Consider the following 16,098-nt stretch of genomic DNA (forward strand, 5'->3'; position numbering starts at 1 on the left):
GACCGGGTCATCGAGAAGCATTTCGATCTCATTAAAGATGCCGAGTTTGCGCTGAATGAAGGCGGCCGCGTGCGAGTGGCCGATGGTCGCGTGATGTCGGTGAACATCCAGACCACCGAGAAGATTTCGTACAACGTTGTGACCACGGCGAACGGGCCTGGCGGACACGCCTCGGTCCCGCTGCCGCAGAACGCGTTGACGGCGCTCGCTCGTGCGGTGTCTCGCGTAGAGGAGTGGAAGTCGCCTGTGAAGCTCAACGAAACCACGCGACTGTACTTCGCACGACTGGCGCGCATCGAGCCGGATCCCGTGATGAAGGCGGCAATGCTGCGAGTGTCGTCCCCCATGGCGTCGAAATTGCAAATCGATGCAGCCGCGGCGATTCTTTCTCGCGAACCACTGCACAACGCGGTGTTGCGCACGGGCCAGTCGCTCACGCTGATGAACGGTGGTATCCGCTCCAATGTGATTCCGAGCGAAGGCACAGCGACCTTCAATGTACGCGTCCTGCCCAACGACGATGTGCGCGCGGTCGTGTCGGCGTTCAACACCGTGGCGAAGGAATCGCAGGTGACCTTCGTGCTTACTGGGGAGCAACGCGCGCCGCCACCGGTGTCTCCGGTCACGGCGGCACTGTATCAGGCGATGGAGCAGGCGGCGATGGCGATGGTACCGAACACCACTGTGATTCCGTTCATGAGCACCGGCGCCACCGATGGTGCCGCGCTTCGCGCCAGGGGCATCCCGACCTACGGCATTCTGCCAATGCCGTTGCCGATGGTGGACGAACTACGCATGCACGGCGACAACGAGCGGGTTCCCGTGCCGGCATTGGGATGGGCGACGGAGTTCTTGTATCGCACACTGCAGCTCGTGACGGCGAAGTGAGCGCATGAACTCAGTCGCGCTCCTTTTCCGGTGTCTCCCGTCCCTTTCCATCCGGTGAGTCGAACATTCGCTCGCCGTGTACCGCATCGTCACGCGTAACACCTGCCGCTCCCTTCAGCTCGTGGCCGATCGCCGCGTCCTCGAGTTCTTCGGCCGACCTCGGCTCCGCGCCGAGCCCCATATCGGCGTCGCCCATGTCAGTTCGATTTGATGTGGAGAGATCGATCTCGGCGATACCATCGACATCGTCGGCCACCTCGGCGAGGACATCTGTATCGTCGAGCTCACCAGGACGATCCAGTACATCCATGCCTTCGGCGCTGGTGATGGTATCGTCGGAGTACTCGTCGACCACCAACCCGTCGACGTCGCGCACCACATCCGCATCCTGCGCGGGCATAGCGCTTGGCACCGGCGGCTTGGCATGCGCGGGGTCTTCAGGAGACGTTTTCATACGATTAGCTCGGCCGTGGCGCGACGCTCCGCCATCTCCTTGAACCGTTCGAGGGCTTGACGTACCTGACGATTGGGTGCGCGACCAAACATTCGCGCCACCAGATCGCCGAACTTTCCTGCAGGCGGCTGCGCTTCGAGTGTGACGAACACATCGGTGCCACCATCGGACATCTCACAGAACATCACCGTCCCGTTATTCGGCACCTGCGCCGGCTCGACGGTACGCCACGCAATCCACTCGTTCTCGCGCTCGTCGACGATCTCGGCGTCCCACTCCACCGTAGAGCCGGCCGGTCCCGCGACCACCCAATGCGAATGCGTAGGCGACAGAACGTCGACACGCTCGAGATGCTCCATGAACTGCGGCAACCTGGAGAAGTCGCGCCACATAGCGAATAGTTCCTCTCGTGGCCGTTCTACATATACGCTCTGCCGAACACTGACGGAGCGCTCGTGATCGACTTCCGCCGGCACACCGGGTTCAACGTGCTCCTTCGTGGAAACCCCGAGCACCGAGTACGTCTTGCAATGCCCTGACGCACCGCGGTACAACATTTCGGCGCCCAGCAGCGCCATACCGTATCCCGCGGTGCCACGTCGACGCAGACCGAACATGGTGAGAAACCCACCCGCAACTGCGGAGGCGATGCGCTCGGTGGCACCGATATTCACGTAATCGGGCTTGCTCTGCCGCGTGGCCTGGTGCCGCAGGCGACGATCATCCGATCCGTAACGATCCATCGAATTCAGAATGTCATGTGCCATGGGTCGCAACCCTCCGACGTCCGGTTCGGTCTTCATCAGATCACGGAGCCTTTTTGAGCGAATCCATCATCATCATCTTCGCGTTGCTGATCGCCTCGTCGTCGATCACGATCGCTTCGATACGCTGACCAGCCGTCCCGGTGAGTACGACGCTGTAGGAGTGTCCGGCCTTGAAGTCCATTTCTCTCTTGAGGATCTGCTTCCCGTTGCTGTTCATGTTCACGCTGACGATCGTTTTCACGGGATCGATGTTCTTGTAGCCGGCTTCCGAGGTGAGATTCACGTTGTCGAAAAACGGTTCCGTCATGCCGGCCATCACTACATCGACCTCGCCGGCACCCTTCACGCCGTGGATCACGCGCAGGCGTGCCTTGGTGCTGTCGGTTGCCAGCTCATCCTTCAGCACGCGCAGACGGACATGGCCATCGCCGTCAGGCAGCGCCACGAGCGAGTAGCGCGAACCGTCCATCATGATCTCGTTGTTCGACGCGATCGTCGTGTCGCGGTCGCCAGCCTGCAGACGGAACTTCGTAACGTTGCCCTTGAGCTCCGTGTACGGCGTCACGGTCTTGAAGCCGATGCCGCTGAACATGGCAATGTCATCGGCACTGACCGATGCATCCTTCGCGCTCGGCAGCGCATTGATCATACGCACCATCGAGACGTCGCGGCGCTCCGCGACCTCGGCGGACGGCGACGCCAAGCTCCCGTCAGCCGTGGTCGTTTCTACCGCGTTCTTGTCGGCGTCACTGTCTCCCTTGCACGCGGTAAAACCGCTTGCGAGCGACAGGAGCAACAGCGTTTTAGCAGGTGTGCGCATTGAAGGCTCCGAAATGATGGGAATCGCAGACCGACGCGCGCTGCGACACAATCCGGCGCGACGTATTTCAGCACCCGGACACCCATCACCCTTGCATACGCCGTGCCGCTACTTTGCCCGGGACGAAATGACGGCGCGCAGGCCGTCCAACGAGCCCCCCACCGCACGCAGTGCTACCAACGCGTGATACAGCAGGTCAGCGGTCTCTTCGGTGGCCCGTTCGATATCGCCATCCACACACGCCGTTGCCAACTCGACGGCTTCTTCGCCGAGCTTCTTGAGTCGTAGGTTGCGGTCGCCAAGCAGACGCTGCGTGTAGCTGCCGGACATGTCGTCCGTGCTCTGCATGCGCGTGGTAATGGTCGCATCGAGAGTGGCGAACACGTCGGCCCGCAGGGCATCCTCGCGAAAGCACGAGGTCGTTCCATTGTGGCAGGCGGGACCGGCCGGTACCACACACGCGAGCACGGCGTCGGCGTCGCAGTCAGCGGTGAGTGATACGACCCGCTGTACATTGCCGCTGGTGCCACCCTTGTGCCACAAACCCCGCGAGCGCGACCGATAGTGCATCTCACCGGTTCGCAGCGTGTGCTCCAGGGCTTCGCGATCGGCGTGCGCGACCATCAGCACGGCTCCGGTCGCGATATCCTGCGTGACGACGGTCACCAGACCACCGCTCTTTGCAAAGTCGAGCTGTTCGATGTCGAAGGCCAAAGCGCGTGCGGGGTCACTCATACCGATACTCCAGCAGCAGGATCAAAAGGCTCGACCAGATACGGCCGGACGATGTCGCCGAGTGCGGCGTTGGTGGCGATCACGTCGCCGCCGAAGGCGGTATCGTGACCCCGCCAGTCGGTGAAGCGGCCACCGGCTTCGGTAATAAGCGGATACATCGCGGCCGCATCCCACGGATTGACGATATCGTCAATCATCACCTCGGCGCGGCCCGTCGCCACCAGCAGATAGCCGTAACAGTCGCCCCAGGTGCGGGACACGGCCGCCTCCGACGAAAGGGCGTGCCACTTCGCGCGCCGGTGCGGCCGCTCGAGGAACTGGTCGTCGGTGATCAAGGTGGTGGCTTCGCGCAACTGCGTCACTCGCGAGACCGACGCGCGTGATCCGTTCCACCAGCAGCCTTCACCGAGCGCGGCCGCAACCGTTTCGTGCACGGCCGGATAACAGGCGGCGCCGGCAATCACGGTGTCGCCCTCGCAGCAAGCCACGAGTGTGCCCCACAGCGGCACGCCGCGCACGAAGGCCTTCGTGCCATCGATGGGATCCAGTATCCAGCGCCGCGGGGCGTCGCCGCGCTCAGCATCGAACTCCTCACCGAAGACACCGTCGTTCGGAAAGCGCTCAGCCAGCCACGCACGCGCTGCGCGCTCCGCTTCGCGGTCGGCAATCGTGACCGGTGATCCATCTCCTTTGATCTCCACGTTCACATCGGTGCGATACCACTGCATAGCGATAGAGGCCGCATATTGAGCCACCTCAGCCGCCGCTTGCAGCAGGACTGCCGCGCTTTCAGGTCGCGTCATGCCGCTGCGCTGACCGTCGTAAGGCGTACGGGGAGCCCTGCATCGTGCATCACTTGCTTGAGCACCTGTACCGTCGTCACACCATCGTGCAGGATGCCGGCCACCAGCACCGCATCGGCGCGGCCCTGCACAATGCCGTCGACCAGGTGTTGGGCAACGCCCGCGCCGCCCGATGCGATCACCGGTACGTGTACCGCGTTGGCGACGGCGCGTGTGATGGACAGATCGTATCCCGTCCGCGCGCCGTCGCGGTCGATGGAGGTGAGCAGAATCTCGCCGGCACCGCGCGCCACGCATTCCTGCGCCCACGCCACGGCTTCGAGCGGCGTTTCCTCGCGGCCGCCCTTCACCCACACCTTATAGACGCCGTTCGCGTCGCGCCTGGCGTCGATACTTGCCACCACGCACTGCGCGCCGAAGCGATCGGCGGCTTCGGTCAGTAGCTCTGGCCGCGTCACAATCGCCGAGTTCACCGACACCTTGTCGGCGCCGGCGCGCAGCGCGCGCGTCACATCGTCCGACGTGCGCACTCCACCGCCGATAGTGAGCGGAATGAACAGCCGCTCGGCAGTACGACGCGCCACATCGAGCAGCGTGGCGCGCTCCTCGGCACTGGCCGAAATGTCGAGGAACGTGATTTCATCAGCGCCTTCGCGCTCGTAGCGCTCTGAGAGAGCGACGGGATCGCCGACGTCGCGCAGTCCTTCGAACTGCACGCCCTTCACCACGCGTGCGCCTTTCACATCAAGACACACGATCACCCGTCGAGTCAGCATGCGATCACGAATCCGTGATTTCGAGACGTACGCTGCCCTTGGTGCTGAATACCGCACCCGTTTCCACGAGCGCCTCGCGCAGCGCAAAACCCAGCCCCTTGATGGCCGCCTCAATGATGTGGTGCTTGTCGAAACCGCGGATCACGCGAACGTGGAGCGTCGCCTTCGCGTTGTCGGCGAACGAGCGCAGGAAGTGTTCGTACAGATTCGACGGCAGCTTGCCCTCATAATACGGACGTCCGCCGATATCGAGCACCACCTGCACCAAGGCGTCATCCATCGGCACCGTGCGCTCGCCATAGCGCGCGCATCCGGCCGGTGCGAAAGCGGCGACCGCCTGACCGAGCGTGATGGCCACGTCTTCTATAAGGTGATGGCGCATGTCACCGGTGGCCTGGACGTCGAGCTCCACGCCGGCGTAGCGCGCAAAGGCGACCAACATGTGGTCGAGAAAGGCGTCACCGGTCGACACCGTAGCTTCACCCGAACCGGCGGTGATCGCCACACGGATCCGGGTTTCCTTCGATTCGCGAATCACGACGGTCATGCGCCGAACTCCTCTGCGAGACGACGCACATCGAGCGCGCCCGTGTACAGCGCCATCCCGAGCACCGCGCCGGACAGACCACGGTGTTCGAGGGCGCGCATGTCATCCAACGACGTCACACCACCCGACGCGAACACGGGCCACGCGCTCGCCACGGCCACATCTTCCATGAGCGGGAGATCGGTCCCGGCCATCTTGCCTTCGAGATGCACCGCTGTGACGAGCACACCGGCCAACGGAAGTTGCGCGAGGTCGGACACGAAATCGATCACATCGATCTCCGATGTTTCGGCCCAGCCTCGCGTGACCACTTTGCGCTCACGCACATCGGCCGCGATGATCAGGCGACCGGGAAACTTGTCCGCCATCTCGCGACGCCAATCTTCGTCTTCGATGGCGCGCGTACCGACGACCACCCATGAGGCGCCTTCGTCGAGCAGGCGCTCGATGCGTGATTCCTCGCGCACGCCGCCACCGACCTGAACGGGTACGGTGGCGTCGCGCAGGATCTCGCGAATCACCTCGTGATTGTGTCCGCGTCCGGTAGCGGCATCGAGATCGACGACATGTAACCGCGTAAAGCCGATGCGCTCCCACTCGGCGGCCACGGCACCGGGATCATCGAGACGCACTCGTTCGTCGTCGTAGTCTCCACCGACGAGCTGGACGCACTTGCCACCACGCAGATCCACCGCGGGTACAGCGATCATGTCGCACTCCTGAGGGAAGCAGCGAACTGCAAGAACTCACGCACGAAGGCCACGCCGGGGGCGCTGGACTTCTCCGGATGGAACTGCGTGCCGATGATGTTGCCGCGTCGAACCGACGCGGGGAAGCGGTCGCCGTCATGTTCGCTCCACGCACTCACGAACGGTACATGCGCCGCCGTGGGGCGACAGACAAAGCTGTTGGCGTAGTACGCGACGTCGAGTCCCGACGCCAGCAGCATCGGATCGGTGACGTCTTCGAGGCGGTTCCAGCCGATCTGCGGAATTTGGGTGGCATGGAGCTTGGTCACCTGTCCTTCCACGACGCCCAGTCCACGACCCGGCCCTTCGTCGCTGGTGTCGAACAGCAGCTGCATACCGAGACAGATGCCGAGCGCCGGAAGCCCGGCCAGTAGCGCCTCGCGCATCACTTCACGCCCGGGCTCGAGCCGTTCGGCCGCCGGCGCGAACGCACCAACCCCCGGAAGGATCACGGCGTCGGTGTCGCGCACCGCGAGCGCCGGGTCGGTTTCTACGTGTACCACCGCTCCGCCCGCTTCGATCGCTTTCACCAGCGAGTGCAGATTGCCGGCGCCGTAGTCGAATACTGTGACCCGTAGCGGCGTGCCCTGTGCGGCGACGTTCGTCCGGCCGGTGCCCGTCATGCGGACCTCCGCGTGGCCATCACCTCATCAAACGCGGCGAGAAAGCGCTCGAGAAGCGGCCATGGTCCGACGCTGATGCGCAGTGTATCGCCAATATGCGGCAGTGCCGGAAACGGCCGCACCGCCACGCCACGTTCGCGCAGAGCGAGGCCCACGTTGACGCAGTCTGCCACCGGCACGCACACGAAGTTCGCATGGGACTCCAGCGGCGCGAATCCACGAGTGCGGAGAGCGTCGGCCAACCGCTCACGCAGCGCGACGGCGAGCGCGATGTGTTCATGCACCCACGGCATGTCGTGTTGCAGTGCGGCGAGCGCGGTCTGTTCCGCCATCGCATTCAGCTTGTAGGGTCCGCGCGACTTCTCCACTTCCATGACCAGCGACGGCTGTCCGATCGCGTAGCCGATGCGAAGCCCCGCGAGTCCGAACGCCTTCGACATCGTGCGAATCACCAGTAGTCGGTCCGATTGCTTCAATAGATCGACCGCCGAAACACCCGCGAATTCGGCGTACGCTTCGTCGAGGAACACCACACCGGGCGCCTCGCGCAGCACACGCTCGATGGTGTCGCGGGCCATCAGCGTACCAGTAGGATTGTTCGGCGAACAGAGGTACAACAGCTTCGGCCGTGTGGCGAGTAAGGCATCGATGTCCGGTTGATGCGATGGCAGTTCCACGCATCCGATATACTTGAGCGCATTCATTCGCGCGAAGATCGGGATCATGGCGAACGACGGTTCCGGCGCCGCCACGAGGTCGCCCGGTTCACCAAAGGCACGCATGGCGCTATCGAGCACATCATCGGAACCGCAGCCGGTGACGATCATGTCCGGCGTCACGCCCACGAACTCCGCGAGCGCCTGTTTGAGTTCCGCCGCGTACAGCGTGGGATAGCGCGTAATGCGCGCCACTGGCAGCTCGCGCAGCGTGCGCTCGGCCACCGGCGGTATCCCCCACAGATTCGTGTTGTCGGTGAGATCGAGCTCTACGGGCGCACGCTTGGGATCGTACAACGGCACGGCGTCGTACGCCGCCCGCGCCACGGCCAGCCGTTCGGTGTGGTCGGTCATGCGTTCGCGCTCCCGGCGTTCACGCGCCATGCGTTCACGCGCCATGCGTTCACGCTCCATGCGCGCGCGGCGGCGGCGTGGGCGGGCAGTCCTTCTGCGTCGGCGAAGATGCCCACGTCGTGCGACAGGTTGTTTGCCGCGCTGGGTGACACTTCCTGCCAGGTGGTCCATCGCACGAAGTCGAGCGTGGACAGGCCCGAGTAGCTGCGTCCCGCACCCGCCGTGGGAAGCACGTGGTTCGCGCCGGTCATGTAATCACCAAACGCCACGGAGCTCGATTCGCCTACGAAGATCGTGCCGGCGCTGCGTAGAGCCGCAAGTGTGGATGCGCGCACCGGTTCCGCCACCACCAGCAGCAAGTGTTCGGCGGCCCATTCGTTGGCGAAGGTGACACCGTCGGCGATCGTTCCGACCGATACGATCGCGCCGCGCGCCGCGAGGGCGTCGCGCACGATCTGGGCGCGCGGTGCCTGCGCGATCTGCGCGAGCACTTCGATTTCGAGCGCCCCGGCCAATGCTGCTACCTGGTCGAGCGGACCTACCAGCACAGCGACGACGGCCGCATCGGGGTCATGCTCGGCCTGCGCCATCAGTTCGCGCGCGAGGGCCGCCGGGTTGGCGGTATGGTCGGCCAGTATCAGCAATTCGCTCGGGCCGGCCGGAGAGTCGATGGCCACATCGGCCACCAGTTGCAATTTCGCTTCGGCCACGAACGCATTGCCCGGTCCCATAATACGGTCCACGCGCGGCACCGTGGCCGTGCCGATCGCCATCGCCGCAATCGCTCCCGCGCCGCCCAAGGCAAATACCCGATCGGCGCCGGCCAAGGCGGCCGCGGCGAGTACCACGGGTGACGGCAGGCCATCAGGTCCGGGGGGCGAACAGACAATCACTTCACCCACTCCCGCGACCCGCGCCGGTATGACACCCATGAGCAGCGAGCTCGGGTAGGAAGCTCGTCCACCCGGCGCGTAAATCCCCACGCGGGCAAGGGGGTCGGGGCGTCGCCCCACCAGAATGCCCGGCTCTGGCGAGTACTCCGTGGCAACGGGACGGAAAGCCTCGTGGACGGCAGCGATGTTGCGGGCCGACCGTTCCAGCGCCCGACGTAGTTCCGGATCGAGCGATGCCAGCGCGGCATCCCAAGCGGCACGCGGTACTTCGATCGCGGGCAGCTCGACCCGATCAAAATCCCGGGCGAAGGCGACCAACGCGGCATCGCCCTCCGTGCGGACGCGGGCGATAATGTCTGTAGTTCGGCTACGAACTGTTGAGTCGGTGGTTGACGAACGATCGACAATCGCTCGGCGGGCCGAGGCATCGAGGGCGACCAGCGGTCCTCGGGCGCGCAGCGTCAGAGTCGACAAAAGCGGAACGCTCACGGTACGAGCCTTTCGATGCGGGTCACCAGGATGCCTTCGCCACCGAGGGCCCGCAGCTGCGAGATCGTGCGGTAAATCGTGGCGGCGCTCACCACGGCGTGAACGGCCACGTACTTCCCATGATCGGCGATCTCGATGACGGTCGGCCCATTGAGGCCGGGAAGCACGGCGCGCACCTCGTTGAGGGCGGCGCGCGGCACGTTGGCCATGAGATAGCGCTGGCCGCGGGCCCGGATGACCGAGCCGAGCGCGGTGACCAGATCGTTGAGCTCCTGCACGCGCGACGGGTCGCCGTTGCGGGGGCCGCTGGCGGCGGTCACGAGGTGGGCACTCGAATGCATGACCGTCTCGATCTCGCGCAGGCCATTCATCTTGAGCGTGGAGCCGGTGGACGTGAGATCGACCACGATGTCGGCAATCCCGAGGTGGGGAGCGATCTCCGCTGCACCCGACACGGGGACGACTTCTACCGGGCGTCCGCGCGACTCGAAGAAATTGCGCGTAATGCGGGGAAAGACCGTGGCCACGCGGGCCGGCTTTCCGTCGGCGCCAATGTCCTCGACCGACCGAACCTTGGAGTCGTCCTTGGCGGCCACGACCAAGCGGCAACGGCCGAAGCCCAAGTCGAGGTGGGAGAGCAGCTCGCGTCCCGACTCATTCACGAGGTCCATGCCAGTCACGCCCACGTCGGCGGCGCCGTCGGCCACGAATTCCGGGATGTCCTGAGCGCGGACGAAGATGGCTTCGAACTCTCCCCCAAGGGAGGCCGTGAGGGCACGCTCTCCCGACGAGCGGACCTCGAGCCCGGCGTCGTTGAACAGCTCACGGGTGTCTTGACTCAGGCGCCCTTTGTTGGGCAGCGCGATTCGTAGCATGACGTTCCAGAAAAAGAGAGAGCCGTACTGAAAAAAGAAACGGCCCGTCCGAGAGGGACGGGCCGAGGATCGCTTGGGTGCTGCGGGATCAGCGAACTGTGCTGGTCACCGTGGCATGCACGAAGCGCCCCGACCCGAACGGTCGTGGCTGCGATGCGCATGATGGTGGCGGAAACTTTGCATGATGCTGTTGAGCGTAGTGGGAGTCCAGACGCTCGTCAAGGAGCAAAACCCCTCCGGCCCTTGGCGCGGAGAGAGCTTGTGAATAACTTCACAATGCTCGTAGGGCCCTACGTGCACAGGATTCGTCCTGTAGAAAGGTAAAATTTTCGATATGGCTTTTAGGAGGCCTCTCGACATGCGGTTTCTCGGATTTGCGGTAGTAACTGGCGCGGCTCTCATGCTCGGCGCTTGCGGTGGAGACAAGGCGGCCACGACGGATACGGCGATGGCGCCGGCTGCCGACTCGACGGCCATGGCGCCGGCGGCTCCGGCGGCGGGCGCGATGGCCCCGATCACGGGCACGACGCACGAAGTGAAGATGATCGGTGACGGCACGGGCTACCGTTTCGAGCCAGCCAACATCACGATTGCTGCTGGCGACGGCATCAAGTTCCTCATGATCAGCGGTGGCCCGCACAACGTCGCCTTCGATCCGGCCGTCGTTCCGGCCGCAGCGAAGACGGCGCTCATGGCCAACATGCCGGAGCAGTCGGGTGAGCTTTCGAGCAAGATGATGCTGAACGCCGATGAGTCGTACACGATCTCGTTCGCCGGCGTCCCGGCTGGCGAGTATGCGTACCACTGCACGCCGCACCTTGCCATGAACATGAAGGGCGTGATCACGGTCAAGTAAACCGAACGGTCTCCGTTCAGTAGGAAACCGCGGGGGTTGGCGCATATCGCCAGCCCCCGCGTTCGTTTGCCACGCGCCGGACAACGCGCGCGATGGCTCGCGGCCCGCACGCGAAACGCGGCACGACACGGCTTGCTGATCGCCTCGGTCGGCGCGCTCGTCGTGATCGCCGCGCTGCTGCTGTTCGTGCTGGTGCCCCGACAGGTCGATCGTGCACTCGCGGCGCAGATCGCCGCCCTTCCCCCCGAACGCGATACGCTGCCGCTGCACGTCCAACGGCTCGCGGCTCGCAGTGAGTTGACGCGACTCGAAACATCGATCGCGACCGCGGCCATTGCCTCGCGTGCCGACGTTACCGTGCCGCGGGCCGCCGCCCCCGACTCGGCCGTGGTCTCGCCCATTCCGCTGGCGCGTGACAGTGTAACGAACGATTTGCAGCGACAGCTTCTGCGCGTTCGTCAGGCCCCGCTGGTGGAGAGCTATCGCGCGCTCGCCGATACCAAACTGCTGCGCGATGAGGTGCAGGTTCGCGTTCTCATTGATTCCATCGAAGCGCTGCAGACCGTGCGTGAAGCCTATGCGGCGTTGAGCGGACCCGATGCGCGTTACGCGTCGATGACGGCGCGTCTCACACAGCTGGGACAACGGCTCACCCGATTCGCCGAACTGACGTACGACAACGCGCTCGCGAACGCCGTCGAGAACGCGCTGTCAGGTGCAGCCGGGAACCGGGCAGGAGCCGTGGCCGACAGCACGACCGCCGCACCGCTGCTGGTGGTGCAGCCGCCGTTGGCCGATAGCGCGCTCGAGCACTCGCGCGACGCGGCGGCCGCCACGGTGGCCCGTACCGAGCGTGCGCTGCAGGAGGCCGCGGCGCTCAATACCGACCTTCGCCGCAACCGGGAGGCCCTGCGGGCGCGTATGCCGCTCGACATTCCACCCATGGCGATGCTGCTGGCCTCGCTGGTGCTCGGGTTGGTGCTGGGGTTCGTGTTCGTCCTGTGGCGCGAGTTGCGTCGCCCCACCGTGGGTGATGAACAGGAGCTCGAGGCCCTCACGCGCACCCGTGTGATCGTGCATCGCGCCGCGACGGCCTCGATTCGCGCGACACGCGCGCGTCGGCGCGCCGACGAGCAGATGCCGACGATCATGCGGCCCACGGATGCCGCGTGGCCGTTGTTGCATCTCACACTCAGTCGCATCGGCGATGTCTCGCGATACGTGGAAGTCGTGGCTGACCAACCGGTGCTGGCGGGAGCCGTCGCGCTCAATTTGTCGGCCGTGGCGGCGCACGAGTCGCGTGCCACGGTGCTCGTGGATGCGGTAGAGCGCAGCGGTGCGCTGCTGTCGCTGTTGCCCACATCGGTGCTCACGACCGCGTCTACCACGGATACCGCAAGCGACGCGACGGTCCGCTCACGATGGGATGCGTCGCGGTCGCTGGCGATCGGTCGCGATACCTTCATCGACATCGTGCTGCCGCGCCGCGTCCGTTCACGGCAAACGGGCGCGGATCTCGGTGTGACGCACGAGGCGGCATCGATGGTGGATGAACTGCAGCGATTGGCGGCGCACCACGATCTCGCGATCTACGTCACGGACCACGATCTCGACCAGTATCTGCCGTTGGAGACCGATGTCGTGTTGTGCGCGCGTGTCGGCGTGACGACGCTGGCCTGGTTGTCCCGCACTATGCAGCAGCTCGAAGATCGCGGACGCCGGGTGCGCGCCGTCGTGCTCTGGTCGGCCGACCTCCCGCTCACTGGCTGAACACGAGGGCACCCGTCGTCTCGCGCTCTGTGGCGCGCCACGTCGTCGGCGGCTAGTCTCCGTGGCATGTGGGCCGATACGCTGTTGTCATTCGAACGTGGGCACCTGATTCGCCTCGCGCTGTGGGCCGGCGCCTGTGTGTTGAGCGGGACGTCGCTGCTGACCTGGCTGATGGTGCGTCGCACGACGGCGCCGCTGTTGCGCCATTTTGCGATACAGACCGCGGCCTGGGGGGCGGTCAACCTCGCGATCGTCGCATGGGGCTGGCGCGGTCTCGCGTTCCGCGATTTTGCCGGAACGCAGCGTCTTTTGAACGTGCTTTGGCTGAACACCGGTCTCGACGTGGGGTACGCGGCGGTCGGTGTCACGCTGGCGCTGACGGCATGGCGCTGGGGACAGCGCCCGGGTGGCATCGGTGCCGGTTTGGCGGTCGTGGTGCAAGGCGTGGCGCTCGCGTTACTTGATCTGCGGCTCATCTTGGCCATTGGCCCACTGCAGTAGGGAGTCGGGGGTATGGGGTATGGAACTGTACTCCCTGTTCCCTGCTCCCCTGCTCCCTGCTCCCTGCTCCCTGCTCCGTACCCCTTACTCCTTACTCTCCCATGGAGCCCTCCATTCCCGACCTTCGCGCCGAGCCGCGTGAGCGTGCGTACGCGCAGCTGCTCGAGATGCAGTCGTTGTTGCTCGAGGGTAGCGACGACGCGATCGCCGGTATGGCGACGGTGAGCGCGCTGTTGCACCACGCCTTCAGCCATCTGTGGACGGGATTCTACCGCGTAGTGGAGCCGGGCGTGCTGCTGCGCGTGGGCCCGTATCAGGGGTCACTGGGCTGTCAGGAGATCACCTTCGGGCGCGGCGTATGCGGCACGGCGGCGGCCGAACGCCGCACGGTGGTGGTGGCCAACGTGCACGATTTCCCGGGACACATCACCTGCGATCCCCGGTCGCAGAGCGAGATCGTGGTGCCGGTGTTCGATGCCTCGGGCGCCTTGATTGCCGTGTTCGACATCGATTCGTCGGTCCCGAATGCCTTTGGCGACGCCGATCGCGACGGGCTCGAGAAGCTGGTGGCTTGGTTCGCCCGCGCGACGTATCTTCCCGTCCTTGCCTGACTCCTCAGTCGCCCCGTCGATGACCGGCTACTCCGATCGGATCAACCACGCGTTCGCCTTCGCGGCGAAGCACCACGATCAGCAGGTCCGCAAAGGCACGCGGCTTCCGTATCTCACGCATCCCGCGAATGTGGCGGTGATTCTCACCCGCTACGGGTGCGGTGAGGACACGGTGGTGGCTGGCATCCTGCACGATGTCGTGGCCGACTGTGTGCGCGACGGATGGACGCGCGAGACGCTCGACGATCGCATCGGCACCAAGTTCGGCAACAGTATGCTGGACATGCTGTTGTCCGTGACCGAGCGTCGCATCGACGACGACGACGTCGAACTGTCCACGGACGAACGCAAGGATGACTATCTGGAGCGCCTGCAGTTGGCCAGCGAAGACGCACTCTGGGTGTGCGCCGCCGACAAAGTCCACAACGCGAACGCGATCCTTTCCGACCTGCGCCGTACCTCGTTCCCGGAAACCGTGTGGGGGCGGTTCTCCGCCGGACGCGAAGGCACGGTGCGACTATACGTGCGGGTGAGCGAGCGACTGCGCGCGATCGGATTCAACGCCCCTATTGTGGACGAACTCGCGCATGCCGCCGCGGAGTTGGGTCGAATTTGATCACCGGCCCGCTTCGGTCTAATTACACCGACGCGCCGTAGCTCGTCTCGACGTAGTTCTCGAGAATCACGAGGAACTCCTCGACGATCTTGTCTCCCTTGAGCGTCGTGAAGAGTTTGCCGTCCACGTATACCGGTGCCTTCGGCTCTTCGAACGTGCCCGGCAACGAGATACCGATGTTCGCGTGCTTGGATTCGCCCGGTCCGTTCACGACGCATCCCATCACCGCGACCTTCATCTCCACTACACCCGGGCGCGACTCGCGCCACACCGGCATCTGTTCCTTCAGATAGCTCTGAATATCCTGGGCCATGTGCTGGAAAAAGGTGCTCGTGGTGCGACCGCAGCCCGGACACGCGGTCACCTGCGGTGCGAACGAGCGTAGTCCCAGTGACTGCAGAATTTGTTGCGCCACGTACACTTCTTCGCGACGATCGCCGTTCGGCTTCGGGGTGAGTGACACGCGAATCGTGTCGCCGATGCCTTCGCTGAGCAGAATGCCGAGGGCGGCCGCCGAGGCCACGACCCCCTTGGTGCCCATGCCCGCTTCGGTCAGTCCGAGGTGCAGGGGATAGTCGCAACGCTTGGCGAGACGGCGGTAGCACTCCACCAGATCGGGCACGACCGAAATCTTCGCGCTCACGATGATCTTGTCGTGACCGAGTCCGACTTCTTCGGCCAATGCCGCCGAACGCAGCGCGCTCTCCAGCATCGCGTCCATGTAGACATCCTTCGCGTCGCGCGGCTCAGCCGCCTTCGCGTTGCTGTCCATCATGTCGGTGAGCAGGTTCTGATCGAGTGAGCCCCAGTTCACGCCGATGCGCACGGGCTTGTCATGATCGATCGCCACCTGCACGATGGTCGTGAAATTCGTGTCGCGATGCTTGGTGCCGACGTTACCCGGATTGATACGATATTTGTCGAGCGCAGCGGCGCATTCCGGATACTTCGTGAGCAGCAAGTGCCCGTTGTAGTGGAAGTCGCCGATGAGCGGCACGTCCAGGCCGCGGTCCGTGAGCCGCTGCCGGATCTCGGGGACCGCCTTCGCGGCCTCGTCGTTGTTGACTGTGATTCGCACTTTCTGCGAACCGGCCTCGAAGAGCTCGGCGACCTGATCGGCGGTGCCGGCGGCGTCAGCCGTATCGGTGTTGGTCATCGACTGCACCACGATCGGTGCCGAGGAGCCGACAGAGACACCGCGCACCTTGGTGGTGACAGTGGGACGACGAACGCCGAAGCTGTGAACGGAAGACAC

The 16,098-nt window shown here is 64.7% G+C and carries 19 protein-coding genes; 6 read left to right on the forward strand and 13 right to left on the reverse strand.

Annotated elements, in window-relative coordinates; translation table 11 throughout:
* A partial coding sequence (locus ACESNG_RS03805; protein ID WP_373067894.1) for a M20/M25/M40 family metallo-hydrolase occupies nucleotides 1-888 on the forward strand: 888 nt, incomplete at its 5' end.
* Nucleotides 889-898: 10 nt separating this feature from the next.
* Here the strand turns inward: ACESNG_RS03805 and ACESNG_RS03810 are convergent.
* From ACESNG_RS03810 to hisG, 12 genes are all read right to left on the reverse strand, one after another.
* A complete protein-coding gene (locus ACESNG_RS03810) occupies nucleotides 899-1,342 on the reverse strand; it encodes a hypothetical protein (protein ID WP_373059126.1) in 444 nt (147 codons plus the stop codon).
* The gene (locus tag ACESNG_RS03815) at nucleotides 1,339-2,109 is read right to left on the reverse strand and encodes an SRPBCC family protein (protein WP_373059124.1); all 771 of its coding nucleotides are present in this window, start codon (nucleotides 2,107-2,109) and stop codon (nucleotides 1,339-1,341) included. Before ACESNG_RS03815 ends, ACESNG_RS03810 begins: the two co-directional genes overlap by 4 nt.
* Nucleotides 2,110-2,149: 40 nt before the next feature.
* Nucleotides 2,150-2,929 (reverse strand): DUF4397 domain-containing protein, encoded by a 780-nt coding sequence (locus tag ACESNG_RS03820; RefSeq protein ID WP_373059122.1) that lies wholly within the window; start codon nucleotides 2,927-2,929, stop codon nucleotides 2,150-2,152.
* A 108-nt stretch (nucleotides 2,930-3,037) separates the two neighbouring features.
* Nucleotides 3,038-3,664, reverse strand: coding sequence for a bifunctional phosphoribosyl-AMP cyclohydrolase/phosphoribosyl-ATP diphosphatase HisIE (gene hisIE, locus ACESNG_RS03825; protein WP_373059120.1), 627 nt, complete (start codon nucleotides 3,662-3,664; stop codon nucleotides 3,038-3,040).
* The gene (hisN, locus tag ACESNG_RS03830; RefSeq protein ID WP_373059118.1) at nucleotides 3,661-4,467 is read right to left on the reverse strand and encodes a histidinol-phosphatase; all 807 of its coding nucleotides are present in this window, start codon (nucleotides 4,465-4,467) and stop codon (nucleotides 3,661-3,663) included. Before hisN ends, hisIE begins: the two co-directional genes overlap by 4 nt.
* Nucleotides 4,464-5,243, reverse strand: a complete 780-nt coding sequence (gene hisF / locus ACESNG_RS03835) for an imidazole glycerol phosphate synthase subunit HisF (protein ID WP_373067896.1) — start codon at nucleotides 5,241-5,243, stop codon at nucleotides 4,464-4,466. The genes hisN and hisF overlap by 4 nt, the downstream gene beginning before the upstream one ends.
* 4 nt (nucleotides 5,244-5,247) lie before the next feature.
* Nucleotides 5,248-5,790 carry an imidazoleglycerol-phosphate dehydratase gene (locus tag ACESNG_RS03840; RefSeq protein WP_373059114.1) on the reverse strand — a complete coding sequence of 181 codons (543 nt, stop codon included), beginning with the start codon at nucleotides 5,788-5,790 and terminating at the stop codon, nucleotides 5,248-5,250.
* Nucleotides 5,787-6,500 carry a 1-(5-phosphoribosyl)-5-[(5-phosphoribosylamino)methylideneamino]imidazole-4-carboxamide isomerase gene (gene hisA, locus ACESNG_RS03845; RefSeq protein WP_373059112.1) on the reverse strand — a complete coding sequence of 238 codons (714 nt, stop codon included), beginning with the start codon at nucleotides 6,498-6,500 and terminating at the stop codon, nucleotides 5,787-5,789. Before hisA ends, ACESNG_RS03840 begins: the two co-directional genes overlap by 4 nt.
* A complete protein-coding gene (gene hisH, locus ACESNG_RS03850) occupies nucleotides 6,497-7,162 on the reverse strand; it encodes an imidazole glycerol phosphate synthase subunit HisH (protein WP_373059110.1) in 666 nt (221 codons plus the stop codon). The genes hisA and hisH overlap by 4 nt, the downstream gene beginning before the upstream one ends.
* On the reverse strand, nucleotides 7,159-8,277 hold the full coding sequence (locus tag ACESNG_RS03855) for a histidinol-phosphate transaminase (RefSeq protein WP_373067898.1): 1,119 nt from the start codon (nucleotides 8,275-8,277) through the stop codon (nucleotides 7,159-7,161). Before ACESNG_RS03855 ends, hisH begins: the two co-directional genes overlap by 4 nt.
* Nucleotides 8,229-9,614 (reverse strand): histidinol dehydrogenase, encoded by a 1,386-nt coding sequence (gene hisD, locus ACESNG_RS03860; RefSeq protein ID WP_373059106.1) that lies wholly within the window; start codon nucleotides 9,612-9,614, stop codon nucleotides 8,229-8,231. Before hisD ends, ACESNG_RS03855 begins: the two co-directional genes overlap by 49 nt.
* The gene (hisG, locus tag ACESNG_RS03865) at nucleotides 9,611-10,489 is read right to left on the reverse strand and encodes an ATP phosphoribosyltransferase (RefSeq protein WP_373059104.1); all 879 of its coding nucleotides are present in this window, start codon (nucleotides 10,487-10,489) and stop codon (nucleotides 9,611-9,613) included. The genes hisD and hisG overlap by 4 nt, the downstream gene beginning before the upstream one ends.
* A 358-nt stretch (nucleotides 10,490-10,847) precedes the next feature.
* On the opposite strand from hisG, the gene ACESNG_RS03870 reads away from it, so the two are divergent.
* The 5 genes from ACESNG_RS03870 to ACESNG_RS03890 all read left to right on the forward strand — a co-directional run bounded on the left by ACESNG_RS03870 (nucleotide 10,848) and on the right by ACESNG_RS03890 (nucleotide 14,843).
* Entirely contained in the window at nucleotides 10,848-11,345 is a 498-nt protein-coding gene (locus ACESNG_RS03870; RefSeq protein WP_373059102.1) for a plastocyanin/azurin family copper-binding protein, read from the forward strand.
* Between the two features lie 132 nt (nucleotides 11,346-11,477).
* Nucleotides 11,478-13,115, forward strand: a complete 1,638-nt coding sequence (locus ACESNG_RS03875) for a hypothetical protein (RefSeq protein WP_373067900.1) — start codon at nucleotides 11,478-11,480, stop codon at nucleotides 13,113-13,115.
* A 66-nt stretch (nucleotides 13,116-13,181) separates the two neighbouring features.
* On the forward strand, nucleotides 13,182-13,616 hold the full coding sequence (locus tag ACESNG_RS03880) for a DUF6992 family protein (protein WP_373059098.1): 435 nt from the start codon (nucleotides 13,182-13,184) through the stop codon (nucleotides 13,614-13,616).
* A gap of 101 nt (nucleotides 13,617-13,717) precedes the next feature.
* Complete coding sequence (locus ACESNG_RS03885; protein ID WP_373059096.1) at nucleotides 13,718-14,227, forward strand: GAF domain-containing protein; 510 nt, start codon at nucleotides 13,718-13,720, stop codon at nucleotides 14,225-14,227.
* The gene (locus ACESNG_RS03890) at nucleotides 14,220-14,843 is read left to right on the forward strand and encodes an HD domain-containing protein (RefSeq protein WP_373059094.1); all 624 of its coding nucleotides are present in this window, start codon (nucleotides 14,220-14,222) and stop codon (nucleotides 14,841-14,843) included. The genes ACESNG_RS03885 and ACESNG_RS03890 overlap by 8 nt, the downstream gene beginning before the upstream one ends.
* Before the next feature lie 22 nt (nucleotides 14,844-14,865).
* On the opposite strand, the gene ispG is transcribed toward ACESNG_RS03890, so the two are convergent.
* The gene (gene ispG, locus ACESNG_RS03895) at nucleotides 14,866-16,098 is read right to left on the reverse strand and encodes a flavodoxin-dependent (E)-4-hydroxy-3-methylbut-2-enyl-diphosphate synthase (RefSeq protein ID WP_373067902.1); all 1,233 of its coding nucleotides are present in this window, start codon (nucleotides 16,096-16,098) and stop codon (nucleotides 14,866-14,868) included.

The organism is Gemmatimonas sp. (genome assembly GCF_041689975.1).
Taxonomy (GTDB): domain Bacteria; phylum Gemmatimonadota; class Gemmatimonadetes; order Gemmatimonadales; family Gemmatimonadaceae; genus Gemmatimonas.

Coding starts and splice junctions, on each gene's coding strand:
- ACESNG_RS03810 (WP_373059126.1), bottom strand. CDS start 1,342: ATGAAAACGTCTCCTGAAGACCCCGCGCATGCCAAGCCGCCGGTGCCA.
- ACESNG_RS03815 (WP_373059124.1), bottom strand. CDS start 2,109: ATGGCACATGACATTCTGAATTCGATGGATCGTTACGGATCGGATGAT.
- ACESNG_RS03820 (WP_373059122.1), bottom strand. CDS start 2,929: ATGCGCACACCTGCTAAAACGCTGTTGCTCCTGTCGCTCGCAAGCGGT.
- hisIE (WP_373059120.1), bottom strand. CDS start 3,664: ATGAGTGACCCCGCACGCGCTTTGGCCTTCGACATCGAACAGCTCGAC.
- hisN (WP_373059118.1), bottom strand. CDS start 4,467: ATGACGCGACCTGAAAGCGCGGCAGTCCTGCTGCAAGCGGCGGCTGAG.
- hisF (WP_373067896.1), bottom strand. CDS start 5,243: ATGCTGACTCGACGGGTGATCGTGTGTCTTGATGTGAAAGGCGCACGC.
- ACESNG_RS03840 (WP_373059114.1), bottom strand. CDS start 5,790: ATGACCGTCGTGATTCGCGAATCGAAGGAAACCCGGATCCGTGTGGCG.
- hisA (WP_373059112.1), bottom strand. CDS start 6,500: ATGATCGCTGTACCCGCGGTGGATCTGCGTGGTGGCAAGTGCGTCCAG.
- hisH (WP_373059110.1), bottom strand. CDS start 7,162: ATGACGGGCACCGGCCGGACGAACGTCGCCGCACAGGGCACGCCGCTA.
- ACESNG_RS03855 (WP_373067898.1), bottom strand. CDS start 8,277: ATGGCGCGTGAACGCATGGCGCGTGAACGCCGGGAGCGCGAACGCATG.
- hisG (WP_373059104.1), bottom strand. CDS start 10,489: ATGCTACGAATCGCGCTGCCCAACAAAGGGCGCCTGAGTCAAGACACC.
- ACESNG_RS03870 (WP_373059102.1), top strand. CDS start 10,848: ATGCGGTTTCTCGGATTTGCGGTAGTAACTGGCGCGGCTCTCATGCTC.
- ACESNG_RS03880 (WP_373059098.1), top strand. CDS start 13,182: ATGTGGGCCGATACGCTGTTGTCATTCGAACGTGGGCACCTGATTCGC.
- ACESNG_RS03885 (WP_373059096.1), top strand. CDS start 13,718: ATGGAGCCCTCCATTCCCGACCTTCGCGCCGAGCCGCGTGAGCGTGCG.